Genomic DNA, 12,490 nt, shown 5'->3' on the forward strand with positions numbered 1-12,490 from the left:
CCGCCGTCCAGTTGCAGGCCGTCGTCAAGCCGCCCGCTGCCGTCCAGTCGCCCGCCGCCGTCACCGGTCCAGGTACTGAACAGCCAGTCAGTATCCGGAGTCGGTACGGACGCTGTCAACGCGCGGGACGCTTCAGTAGGGTCGTCGGGTGTGAGCGGGGCCACCGGAGACGCCCCTCCGGTTCGCCCGGCGGCCGACCATAATGGAGAGCCTCAGTGACACCATCTGGAGGTACCGTGACCGGTCTGCGTTCCCAGAGCTTCGGGCTCCGCGCGCTTCAGCCCGAGGCCTTCGGCGCGGAACCGAGCGGTGAGCGCCTCGCGCGCATCCGCCGTTCCCCCCACTTCAAGGACGGCGTCTTCCAGAACCCCGGCGGCATCGCCCGCACCCGTCCCTCCGGCTCCATGCTGAACTTCGCGAAGGTGTTCTTCGACAAGGACACCCGCCCCCTGCGTGCCCCGCGCGGAACCGTCCCGGTGCACGCCACCACACTGGCCGACCTGGCCAAGCCACCGGTCTCGGGGCTGCGCGTGACGTGGATGGGGCACTCCAGCGTGCTGGCCGAGATCGACGGGCACCGCGTCCTGTTCGACCCCGTCTGGGGCGAGCGCTGCTCCCCGTTCCCGTTCGCCGGCCCCAAGCGGCTGCACCCGGTGCCGCTCCCGCTGGCCGCGCTCGGCCCGGTCGACGTCGTCGTCATCTCGCACGACCACTACGACCACCTCGACATGCCCACCATCAAGGCGCTGGCCGGCACCGACACCCTCTTCGCGGTGCCGCTCGGCGTCGGCGCCCACCTCGAACACTGGGGCGTCTCGGCGGACCGGCTGCGCGAACTGGACTGGCACGAGGCCACGAAGGTCGGCGGACTCACCCTCACCGCCACCCCGGCCCGCCACTTCTGCGGCCGCGGCCTGCGCAACACCCAGCACACGCTGTGGGCGTCCTGGGTGGTGCAGGGCGAGGAGCACCGGATCTACCACAGCGGGGACACCGGCTACTTCGACGGTTTCAAGGAGATCGGCGCCGATCACGGCCCGTTCGACGTCACCATGATCCAGATCGGTGCGTACAGCGACTTCTGGCCCGACATCCACATGACCCCCGCGGAGGGCCTGCGCGCCCACCTCGACCTCCAGGGCGGCGCCCCGCACGGTGCCCTGCTCCCGATCCACTGGGGCACCTTCAACCTCGCCCCGCACGCCTGGGCCGAGCCCGGCGAGTGGTCGAAGGACGCCGCGGAGGGGGCCGGTCAGACCGTGGCGGTTCCCCGTCCGGGTGAGCCCTTCGAGCCCGCGGGAGCCGTGCCGGGCGATCGCTGGTGGCGCTCGGTCTCCGCACCTGTGGCTCGCCCCTGGCGCCTTGCCGAGGCCGCGGAGAGCAGCACGCCCCAGGAGCCGGACGCCGCTCAGGGTGATCTCGACCTCGCTGGTGAGCGGTGACGTCGGTCGGCGTTCCTCTGGGGAATCGGCACCACTCTCGGCGCCCTCGGTGCAACTGGGGAGGCTCTATCGTTGACCCCGGGCAGGCCGCACCACCATCGTCGACATTCGCATCGACCTGGTGGAATCACCACGTTGGGCTGCCCGGCGAAGCTGGTTTCGCCACCCACGACCACCGTCGCCGCGACCGCTGCCGCCACACCGCACTCAATGCCGCCCAGGAGGCCATCTGCCGGCGCAGCGGCGACTGCCCAGACCCTGGTCGGTGATATCCGCACCGCTCGTGCGGACTTGGCGCCGCCAAACCGCGCCAGCGGCTACCTCCACGGCCAGGCTGGAGTCGCCGGGGGAGCGGTGAGCATGGCGGGCGACGACCTGGCTGTCCTGGTCCAGATGCTCTCGGACATGACACCCGAGGAACGCGCACGCGTCCCGGATGCGGTCGACGGCCGCCACCGCGAGCGGAAGGCGCCCGTGGAGCAGCACTTCGTGCCGTTGCCGACGCGGGGGTCCGCGTCATCGGGCCTGGACATTCACGTCCGACAAGCACCTGAGGGGGCGCCGTCTCCTCAAGTGCCTCGCAACGCCGATCGAGTCCCAACCGGTAGGCCGCGCCACGGGACGGAGCGTCCACCGATCGCTGAGAGCTTCACTACGAGGTTGTCCGCTCCGGTAACGTTGAGGCGATCCGGTCGGTGGACTCGCGGCTGGGGCAATCAGTAGGAAAACCGGCGGCAGGCGCGGCTGGGGGACATCGGCAGAGGAACCAGACGATGGCCACGGTCTACCGCGTGGTGACCATGAACGACGAAGGCCGGGAGCAGAGCGCTCGGTACTTCGATGTGGACGGTCGGGAGATCGATGATCCCCACCTGTCCAGGGGGCGTATCCCTTCCCCGCAACGGCAGTCTGTGGATCTGCCCGTCACTCCGGAGCCGGAGCAGGTATCACCCGTTCCCGGGACCGTCGTGTTCGACCCGGTGTGGTGGGAGGATCTGAGGGGGTGCACGGCCGTGTTCCTGCCGGGCGACCCCCCGCGCTCCGGACGGATCGCTTTCCACGACCAGGATGGGCGGCTGCCGGCCGGTGCTCCTACCGAAGAGCTCCTGGTGGTCCTGCCGCACGGTCGCGGAGGTCGGCGACGGACCGTTCCCGCGGTGGTGTGTCCGCTCGCCGACGTTCTGCCGTCGCTGCTCGACGAGCCGCCGGAGCGGCTTACCGCGACAGGTGCCGCATGGCGCCACGCGGCCCTCTACGCGCTGCACATGGCCGGTCGAGGGCTGTTGCTGCCCGGGCTGAGTGCCGGCGGGTACGACGCCTGGAGGCTGGGGCCGTTCTCGCAGGAGGACGCCGGCTGGGTACGGGCATTGGCCGGATCCCTTGACCCCGCCGCGTACGCGACTCCGTTGCAGCAGGCCGGGCGTGGACGTACTCCGCTGCTTCTGCCGCATCCGTACGACCGGCTGCGTCTGTTCCTGGACGCGGTGGCCGACTTGCTGCCGCGCACGCCCGCCGCTGCCGCCGCTGCAGGGCAGGCCGCTTTCGCCGGTCGGGACCCCAGGCATCTGCCGGGGCTGTGGGGCTGGGCCGCCAAGGTCGCCGACGGTCGGGACGCCGGTGTCCAGCTCTCCCTCCGGCTTGAACTTCCGGCTATGGAGGGGTACTTCGACAGCGCCGACGACGGTACGGGCGCGGGCGCTGCGGACCGCCTCGGAGCGGCGGTGCGGTGTGTGCCCCAGGTGCGCTCGCTGGCGGATCCGTTGCTGCTCGCCGACCTGGCCGAGGTGCGATGTGGGACCGTGGACGCATTCGGTCCACGTGACCGTGCGCGGATCGACGCGACGCTGCGTGCGGCCGCCGAGGTCTGGCCCGTACTCGCCGGACTGCTGGAACCGGCCGGGCCGGACGCACTGGACGTGGACGACGACGCCTTTCGCGCCCTGCTGGACGATGGCATCGGTGCCCTGGCACGGGTGGGTGTGGCGGTGCACCTGCCGAAGGACCTGGTCCGGGACCTCGTCGTACAGGCAGTCGTCGAGCCCGGGAGCCGTTCGCCGGACGAAGAACCGGAGGGATCGGGCTTCTTCACACCCGACGCGCTGCTCTCCTTCCGCTGGGAGCTGGCGGTGGGCGACCGCACTCTCACCCCTGCGGAGCTCGACCGGCTGGCACGGGCCGGGCGCCCGCTGGTGCGGCTGCGGGACCAGTGGGTCGTCGTCGACGAGGCGCTGGTACGCAAGGCCCGGATTCGGCCACGCGAACTGGGCGCCCTGGAGGCACTGACGGCCGTCCTCACGGGCGAGGTGGCGGGCGACGACGGATCCGTCACCCCGGTGCGGCCGAACGGATGGCTTGCCTCCCTCCACGACCGGCTGACCGCACCGGAGCACGCCGCGGACGCCGAGCTGCTGCCTCCCGCCGGGCTGGAGGCCACCCTGCGCGGGTACCAGCTGCGTGGCCTGGCCTGGCTGGACAGGCTCACCCGTCTCGGTCTGGGCGCCTGCCTCGCGGACGACATGGGGCTCGGCAAGACGATCACCGCCATCGCCCTCCACCTGCGCCGGCAGGAGGATCCGAGGACGGCCTGCGGCCCCACCCTGGTGGTGTGTCCCGCCTCGCTGCTCGGCAACTGGGGGCGGGAGATCGACAGGTTCGCGCCCGGTACGCCCTGGCGCCGCCATCACGGATCCGCACGTGACCTCGGTGACTTCCGGCCCGGGGAGATCGTCCTCACCACCTACGGCACACTCCGCCGTGACCTGTCCGACCTCTGCGAGGCCGGACCGTGGGGACTCGTCGTCGCCGACGAGGCGCAGCACGCCAAGAATCCCGCCTCGGTCACTGCCAAGGCCATGCGTGCCCTCCCTGCCCAGGCCCGGGTGGCGCTCTCCGGCACACCGGTGGAGAACAACCTCACCGAACTCTGGTCGCTCCTGGACTGGGCCACGCCCGGTCTGCTCGGCCCGCTCACCGCCTTCCGGGACCGCTACGGCCGGGCCGCCGAACGCGCCGCCCGCGGCAGCGAGGCCGAGGCTGACGCGGCGGCCGCCGGACGGCTCGGCCGCCTCATCCGCCCCTTCGTGCTGCGCCGCCGCAAGTCCGACCCGGGCATCGCCCCCGAGCTGCCGCCCAAGACCGAGACCGACCACCCAGTCCGGCTGACCCGGGAACAGACGGTGCTGTACGAGGCACAGGTACGGGAGTCGATGGACGAGATCCGTAACGCACAGGGCATCACGCGGCACGCCCTGGTCCTCAAACTCCTCACTGCCCTCAAGCAGATCTGCAACCATCCCGGCCACTACCTGAAGGAGGACACGGCGGCCCGCCTCACCGGACGCAGCGGCAAACTCGAACTCCTCGACGAACTGATCGACGTCCTCCTGGCCGAGAACGCGTCCGTGCTGGTCTTCACCCAGTACACGCGGATGGCGCGGATGCTGGAGGCGCATCTGGCCCGGCGCGGTGTGCGGACGCTTCTGCTGCACGGCGGGACACCGGTGCACCGCCGCGAGGAGATGGTCGACGCCTTCCAGAGGGGCGAGGTCCCGGTGTTCCTGCTTTCTCTGAAGGCAGCCGGCACCGGTCTCAACCTCACCCGGGCGTCCCATGTCGTCCACTACGACCGCTGGTGGAACCCCGCTGTCGAGGACCAGGCCACCGACCGCGCCTACCGTATCGGCCAGACCCAGCCGGTCCAGGTCCACCGGCTGATCACCGAAGGCACCGTCGAGGAGCGCATCGCACAGCTCATCTCGTCCAAGCGCGACCTGGCGGACTCGGTCCTCGGCGGAAACCGGGGAGAGGCCGCGATCAGCGACCTGACCGACGACGAACTCGCCGACCTGGTCGCCCTGCACACCACCGCCGACCGGAGCAGCCGATGAGCCGCAACGGCACAGGGAAGCGCCCCGTCGATCTGGTCCTCCCGAAGCCGCCGCCGGTACCGGGACAGCGGAAGCTGACGGACGGGTCGTGGGGCATCCTGTGGATCGCAGCCCTGGAAAGTCCCCGCAGACGGGACTCCGGGCACGCGGCCAGGCTCGACCGTGCCCGCACCTATGCCCGGCGCGGGGCGGTCGGAGACATCACCGTACGCGCGGGCGAACTGTCCGCCCGGGTCACCGGCAGCGGCCGCCGCCCGTACAGGGTCACACTCCGCGTTCCCGAACTGCTCGAGGCGGAGGCGGATCGGCTGCTCGACGCATGGGCGGACGACGTCGACGCCGCCGCCGAACTGTCCCGCGGGGAGCTCGGCGAGGCAACCGCGCGCATCGCCGTCGCCGAAGACATCGCCCTGGTACCCAGCCCCGGCCTCACCGACTACGAGTGCACCTGCCCTGACTGGGGCTTCCCCTGCAAACACGCGGCAGCGGTCTCCTACCAGTACGCCCGGGCCATCGACGCCCGCCCCGACGCCCTCCTGCTGCTCCGCGGCCACCACTTGGACTTCGTGCGTGAGGAAGCAGCGCTCCGGTGCGCCGAACGCGAGGCCGCCGCTGCCGAACAGGCCGCCGAAGAAGCGGAACTGACCAGGGCGGGCGCGGCTCGCGGAGTCCCGGCCGGCGAGGCGTTCGCGCGGGCCAGGCAGGAAGGCGGACTGCCTCCCCTGCCGGAGCTTCCCGCCCCGTCGACGGGGCCCCTCACCGTCGGACCGTTCCCGGATCCGGGCCACAAGGACAGCCTTGTCGCCCCCGACCGGCTGCGCACGCTGGCCGACGACGCCGCCCACCGTGCCGCCGACGCCTACAGCCACGCGGTCGTCACCGGAGGCGCCTTTGCTGCCCTGCTCCGGCTCGACACCGACCCCTGGCTGGACACCGTCCGGCGCGCGGCACGAGCGGACGGCGATCCTCGCGTCGTCGGCCGCCTGCTGAACAGCTCGGACCAGGCGCGTGCACGGCTCGCGCGGGCAAGCGCGGCGTGGAAGCACGGGGGCCAACCCGCACTGGCCGTCCTCGACGGAGGCCAGGTGCCACCGCGTGCCGCGGAGACCGCGGCACGCGAACAACTCCTGACCCGGCCGCTTCCCGGCCTGCCCGGCCCTCCCCTGCTGCGCCGCACCGGCGGCCGTCTCCAATTGGTCGGTCACGATATCGAGTTGCGGTACGGACCGGGCGGTCACTGGTACCCGTTCCGCAAGCAGTCCGGCCAGTGGTGGCCGGCCGGCCCTCCCTCCCGGGACGCCGTGGAGGCTGTGCTGCCAATCCTGCCGGGGACATGACCGGCCGGATCAGCTCCGATACCTCGTCCGGTGGACCACTCGGGCAGCACGAATGCCCTGGACTTCTCCCGCGCGGCCGGTCGACGGTTCCCACATCCGGGCGTTGAAGAACCGCGTGAGGGCTCGGACGCAATCAGTCGATGGTCGGATCTTCGGCCTCTTCCCGAAGTCGGGTCGCGAAGTCGGACGCAGTGACGTGCGAGCCCGCGCCCGGAGTGAGCGGGGCGGGCTCGCCAGTGACCGTGTTGCGGTCGCGGTAGAGGTCGGTGCCGCCGGAGAGGGGCCCGCCGTCCCTGGGGGCTTCGGTTGCCGTTCACCCGAGGCCGGGTGAACCATGGCATAGGTACGGTTTTCATTCTTCGAGCAATAAGGATGGGATTTCGTCGGGCCTGCACGTGCGACCTTGGAGGACTCATGTACACGACTCGATCTCGTGCCCGTTCCGCCGCCGTCTGCGCCGCCACCCTGTGTGTCATGGGTGCTACGTCGCTCCCGGCTCTCGCTTCTTCGTCGTCCTCACCGTCGGCGGTCTCCCCTCTGGACAGACAGCTCCTGACCGCAGCCCACCAGGGAAATCTTTGGGAGATTGCGGTCAGTCAGCAAGCTCAGAGCGCAGCGACCACTGCCTGCGTCAAGCGGGTCGGCGTTGAGTTCATTCGTGACCATCGCGCCCTCGATGCCGGTGTCGTCAAGACCGCGGCACAACTCGGCGTGGCACTGCCGTCCGGGCAGTCGGCCGCGCAACTGAGGCAAACCGCCGCTCTCAAGTCCATCGCCGGGACACCCGCGTACGATGCCGCGTGGCTCAAGGCCCAGTACCCTGCCCACGTGCAGACACTGGCGCTCATCGACAAGGAGATCGCTTCGGGCACCAGCCCGCTCGTGAAGTCCCTGGCCAAGAGCGCCCGCCCGGTGGTCGCACGCCACACCCAGATGGTCAACTACGGCATGTGCCACGCGTAACGCCCGCCGACTCACGGGCCTGGATGCGGTTGCCGAGCGCGGCCGCCGGGTTCAGGCGTCCGGGTTCCGGCGTCTGGGGGCGGCGCCGGGCAGGCCGTTGAGGAAGTCGGTCGCCTTGTGGCCTTCGGCGGTCAATGGGTCGCAGCGGAACCGTTCGGACGCTGCGGAGGCGGAAGCAGGAGCGGCAGCGAGGAGCACGGCGGCGCCAACCCCGGGGGACGACGCGGCACGTCGTAGGGGAGGAGCGGCCAGGGTCACTGGGCGTTGCTCCACCCGGTGGTGCTGGAATACGAGTCCAGCAGGTCCACCACGAAGACCAGGGTCGAGCCCGCCGGGATCAGCGGCGAGGGTGACTGATCGCCGTAGCCGAGACGCGGGGGAACGATGATCTCGCGCCGACCGCCGACCTTCATCCCCCTCACCCCCCGGTCCCAGCCCTTGATGACCTTGCCACTGCCCAGGGCGAACTTGAACGGCTGGTCCCGGTCCCAGGAGGCATCGAACTCCTTCCCGGACTCGAAGGTCACCCCGACATAGTGGACCCTGACCACCATGCCCGGCTTCACCTCGGCCCCGTCCCCGACGACCAGGTCCCGGATGGTCAGCTCGGTAGGAGCGTCACCCTCCGGAACGTCGACCTCGGGCTTCGTCGGTTCACTCATCGCAGCCTCATCACTCTCCGTCGGAAGCCGTCGCACGGACCAGCCGGACACGTGGACACTCCATGCAGCAGATGGTCACGCTACCGAGAATGCCGATCCCTGGAGCACACCAGGTCCAGCGGCCGCACGTGATGATCTTTCGCACAGCCGATGAACGCGACCGGCACGCACGGGTCACACGGTAATCGTCAGAACGAGACGAGGTGCAGACGGCTGTCGCCACAGTGCGAGACATGTCGACCGAACGTCGGACTTCGCAGGCACAACCTTCGCCGGTTCCCTGGCCGGCCTGGACGTGCGGGCGCCTCTCCTCCTCAGCATCACCGGGACTACGGCTTCCACCCGTTGGCCTCGGGCGCGTGGAGATCTTTACGGCAAGCGGGCGACGCCGACGTAGAAGCCGCTCAGCTCCTGGGCGGGAGCCGGTGAATCCTTGTACCACTGGGTCGCTGTGACCAGCCCCGGAGCCACCAGTTCCAGGCCCTCGAAGAACGGCTCGATCTCGGCCCGCGTACGCATGCGCAGGGGGATCTCGCCCTTGCGGTAGGCCGTGGTCACCGACTTGACGAGGTGCGGGTGTTCATCGGTGGTGCCGTGGGAGAACATGAAGTAACTGCCCGAGGGCAGCGCGTCGAGAAGCGTCCGCGTAAGACCGTAGGGGTTTTCGTCGTCGGTGATGAAGTGCATCAGCGCGTTCATCGACAGCGCGATAGGACGGGTGAAGTCCAGGAACGTACGGGCGTGGTCGAGGATGGTTCCAGGCTTCCGTACGTCGGCCTCGATGTAGTCGGTGCTTCCTTCGGGGCTGCTGACGAGCAGAGCCTCCGCGTGCCGTAGCACGATGGGGTCGTTGTCGGCGTAGGCGATCCGCGCCGACGGCACTATGCCTTGCACGATCTGATGCAGGTTCGGCTGGGTCGGGATGCCCGTACCGATATCGAGGTACTGGTCGATGCCGTTGCCGGCCAGCCAGGCCGCCGCACGGTGCATGAACGCCCTGTTGCGCATGGCGTTGAGACGCGCTTCCGGTGGCAGCTTCGCCGCCACCTCCTCATCAACCGGATAGTTGTCCTTGCCGCCCAGCAGCCAGTCGTAGACGCGCGCCGGGTGGGGCCTGCTCGTGTCGATACGACTGTCGGAGGAAGGGTCTGCCGTCATGCGTGACTCCAGCGTGCTAGATCAATGACCGACTCACCGAGGTCGCTCCGTGCGCCGTGGGCGAGGCGGTAGAGGGCGTTGTGATTGTGCCATTGGCCTGGTCCTCGCGGAGAGTTGTCGATCGATGTTCGGCACGCCCAAGTGCGCGCCTGGGCGCTGGCTGTACGGCCCCGGAGCGTCCCACGGCTGATCGGTGGCCGGAGCCCTGAAGCCTGATAGAGCGTCATGTTGCCCGACATCCACATGATCCCCGCGGAGGCCTGCGCGCCCACCTCGACCTCCAGGGCGGCGCCCCGCACGGTGCCCTGCTCCCGATCCACTGGGGCACCTTCAACCTCGCCCCGCACGCCCGGGCCGCCCCTGGCGCCTTGCCGAGGCCGCGGAGAGCAGCACGCCCCAGGAGCCGGATGCCGCGCCGGATGCCGCTCAGGGTGATCTCGACCTGACGGGTGGGCGCTGACGCCTGACGCGGCCACAGCTTTCGGCGCGAGGCCCACACGCGTGACGTCCCGGTGCCGCGCTCGACCTGGCCCCCGAGGAGATCGGCAAGCAGGCCGCCGAGCTGCTCATCGACTTGATCCGACGGCCCCCGGAGCCTGGTGCCGTCCCCGAACACCGTCTCGTCGCCGCCACGTTGCTGCCCCGCGCCTCCACCCGGACGGCGTCGGCGGTGAGTTGAGGGGGTACGCGGCCAGGGCGTGGCGGGCGGTGAGTTGAGGGCGTTCGCCGTAGCGGCGCGTTGAAAGTCGGGCCGTACGGCCGCCACGCAGGTGTCTTGTGGCGGCCGCGGCCTCACGCGCGAGGGCTGACCCTCGTCGGCCTCACGCGTGTTGTATGCGGTGGGCCGCCCGGCGGTGGCGGCGGAGGGTGTCGTCGAGTCCGGGGACCTGCGGTTCCCCGGACTCGACCAGGAAGCGTCCGCCGACGACGGTGTGCCAGGCCCAGGTGGGGCCGCAATTGAGAAGGGCGGTGACCGGGTCCGCGAGGGCGCCCGCGTAGGGGAGGGTGTCCATGCGCCACACCGCCAGGTCACCGCAGGCTCCGGCGCGCAGGACGCCGATCTCGCCGTCCCGGCCGATGGCGCGGGCGCTGCCGCGGGTGGCCATCCACAGCGCCTCGCGGGCCGGCATGGCCTCGGCCGACTGCCCGCGCAGGCGCGCCAGCAGCATCGCGGTCTTGGTCTCCATCCACAGCGACTGATGGTCGGCGGCGGTGGCTCCGTCGCAGCCGATACCTACGTCGACACCGGCGTCGAGCATCTCGCGGACCGGGGTGGGGCCACCGGGCAGGCCGCCGTCGATCACGGTCGCGCTGGGACAGTGGGCGACCCCCACCCCGCGCCGCGCGAGCAGGGCCGTCTCGGCGGCGGACGGGTAGACGACGTGGGCGCACCATGTGCGGTCGGTGAGCCAGCCGAGGTCGTCCAGGACCTCCAGGGGCCGGCGGCCGTAGCGGGCGGCGACGAACTCCGCCTCGGACGGGTCGTCGGCGACGTGTGTGTGCAGCCGGACGCCGAGGCGTTCGGCGAGCTCGGCCGTGCGGCGCATGGTGGAGGGCGTGCAGCTCAGCAGGTTCGTGGGGCCGAGGGCGATGCGGGTCATGGCGGCCGGTGCCGGGTCGTGGTGGGTCTTCACGAGCCGTTCGCAGTCGGCCAGGAAGGCGTCCTCGTCCTCCGCCAGGTGGTCGGGGCAGATCCCGCCGTCGCGTGCGCCCATGGTCATCGCCCCGCGGACGGCGGTGAACCGCATGCCCAGCCGGGCGGCCTCCTCGACCTGGGCGTCGATCAGTGCGGGCTCCGGATGGAGGTAGAGATGATCCACCGTGGTGGTGCATCCCGACCAGGCGAGCTCGGCGAGGCCGACCGTCGTGGACAGCCGTACGGCCTCCTCGTCGAGCCGGCTCCACTGGGCGAAGTAGTGCCAGAACCACTCCTCCAGGCCCAGGCCGGCCTCGGGACGGGCGCCGGAGCGGGTGAGGTTCTGGTACAGGTGCTGGTGGGCGTTGACCAGCCCGGGGGTCACCAGGCAGCCGCCGCCGTCGACCACCCTGGCGGCGTCGGGCGGGGTGTCGGCGGCGCTCCCGAGGGAGGTGATCCGCCCGTCGGTGACCGCGACCCAGCCACCGGGCAGGTCGCCGAGCGTCTCGTCCATCGTGACGACGAGGTCGGCGTCGCGGATCAGCAGGTCGGCGGCGCTCACGCGCCGGCCTCGGCGGAGTCGTCGATGCCAGCGGAGTCGTCGGCGCCCGCGGTGTCGTCGGCGCCCGCGGTGTCGTCGGCGCCGGGCGAGTCGTCCGCGTCGGTGTAGTCGTCCAGGATGGCCAGCGCCGCCGCGGTCGCGGCGATCGGGTCGCCCGACTCCACGGCCGCGAACAGCGCGGTGTGGAACGGGTCGTCCCCGGCGGCCTCCATGCACTGGTTGGCCTGGACGGTCTCCCACAGGGCGTCGCTCATGTTCCGGTACAGGTCGCTGAGCAGCGGGTTGTGGGAGGCCTCGGCGATCCGCAGATGGAAGTCGACGTCGGCGTCGGTGAACGCGACCAGGTCGGCCGCCCGCCCCGCCGTGATGCGGCGCTCCATGGCCTCCCGCAGCGCGGTCAGGTCTTCCTCGGTGCGTGTGGTGGCGGCGAGGCGGGCGGCGACGATGTCCAGGCCCCGCCGGACCTCGAGGATGTCGCCGGTCTTGGCGCGCGCCAGGTGCCGGCGCAGGGCGACCTGGCTGTCGTCGGTGGCGGTCACGTAGGTGCCGTCACCCTGCCGGGTGGTCAGCAGCCCGGTGTGCACCAGCACGCGGACGGCCTCGCGGATCGAGAGGCGGCTGACGCCGAGCGTCTCGGCGAGCTGGCTCTCCGGGGGAATCCGGTCGCCGACCTGCCACACCCCTCGGGAGATCTCCCCGCGCAGTTCGTCGATCACGCGGTCGACGAGTGACACCCGCCGTACGGATTTCATTCTGCTCCTCCCCTTCTCAAACATCAGATGACTTGATAACCATATGAACCACTCGGACTGCGGTCCAGTGTTCCCGTCCATGTTGCCGCCC

General features: G+C 70.9%; 9 protein-coding genes and 1 pseudogene. 6 read left to right on the forward strand and 4 right to left on the reverse strand.

Annotated features, from left to right (window positions below):
* Positions 1–236: 236 nt before the first annotated feature.
* From ACWD5D_RS10215 to ACWD5D_RS10230, 4 genes are all read left to right on the forward strand, one after another.
* Positions 237–1,442, forward strand: a complete 1,206-nt coding sequence (locus tag ACWD5D_RS10215) for an MBL fold metallo-hydrolase (RefSeq protein ID WP_451372360.1) — start codon at positions 237–239, stop codon at positions 1,440–1,442.
* 773 nt (positions 1,443–2,215) lie between these two features.
* A complete protein-coding gene (locus tag ACWD5D_RS10220; protein WP_451372361.1) occupies positions 2,216–5,329 on the forward strand; it encodes an SNF2-related protein in 3,114 nt (1,037 codons plus the stop codon).
* Positions 5,326–6,666, forward strand: a complete 1,341-nt coding sequence (locus ACWD5D_RS10225; RefSeq protein WP_451372362.1) for an SWIM zinc finger family protein — start codon at positions 5,326–5,328, stop codon at positions 6,664–6,666. Before ACWD5D_RS10220 ends, ACWD5D_RS10225 begins: the two co-directional genes overlap by 4 nt.
* 474 nt (positions 6,667–7,140) lie before the next feature.
* Complete coding sequence (locus ACWD5D_RS10230) at positions 7,141–7,629, forward strand: DUF4142 domain-containing protein (RefSeq protein ID WP_451372363.1); 489 nt, start codon at positions 7,141–7,143, stop codon at positions 7,627–7,629.
* A gap of 254 nt (positions 7,630–7,883) precedes the next feature.
* On the opposite strand, the gene ACWD5D_RS10235 is transcribed toward ACWD5D_RS10230, so the two are convergent.
* Together ACWD5D_RS10235 and ACWD5D_RS10240 are read right to left on the reverse strand one after the other, a co-directional pair.
* Entirely contained in the window at positions 7,884–8,291 is a 408-nt protein-coding gene (locus ACWD5D_RS10235) for an FKBP-type peptidyl-prolyl cis-trans isomerase (RefSeq protein WP_451372364.1), read from the reverse strand.
* Positions 8,292–8,660: 369 nt separating this feature from the next.
* Positions 8,661–9,449, reverse strand: a complete 789-nt coding sequence (locus ACWD5D_RS10240) for an SAM-dependent methyltransferase (RefSeq protein ID WP_451372365.1) — start codon at positions 9,447–9,449, stop codon at positions 8,661–8,663.
* Between the two features lie 231 nt (positions 9,450–9,680).
* Between ACWD5D_RS10240 and ACWD5D_RS10245 the strand changes: the two are divergent.
* Positions 9,681–9,862: pseudogene (locus ACWD5D_RS10245) on the forward strand (MBL fold metallo-hydrolase); the annotation flags it as partial.
* Positions 9,863–9,975: 113 nt separating this feature from the next.
* Positions 9,976–10,128, forward strand: a complete 153-nt coding sequence (locus ACWD5D_RS10250; RefSeq protein ID WP_451372544.1) for a hypothetical protein — start codon at positions 9,976–9,978, stop codon at positions 10,126–10,128.
* 142 nt (positions 10,129–10,270) lie between these two features.
* Here ACWD5D_RS10250 and ACWD5D_RS10255 read toward each other — a convergent pair whose 3' ends face one another.
* Positions 10,271–11,647 carry an amidohydrolase family protein gene (locus ACWD5D_RS10255; protein WP_451372366.1) on the reverse strand — a complete coding sequence of 459 codons (1,377 nt, stop codon included), beginning with the start codon at positions 11,645–11,647 and terminating at the stop codon, positions 10,271–10,273.
* Complete coding sequence (locus ACWD5D_RS10260; RefSeq protein ID WP_451372367.1) at positions 11,644–12,399, reverse strand: FadR/GntR family transcriptional regulator; 756 nt, start codon at positions 12,397–12,399, stop codon at positions 11,644–11,646. The genes ACWD5D_RS10255 and ACWD5D_RS10260 overlap by 4 nt, the downstream gene beginning before the upstream one ends.
* Positions 12,400–12,490 lie beyond the last annotated feature (91 nt).

The organism is Streptomyces sp. NPDC002520 (assembly GCF_053595235.1).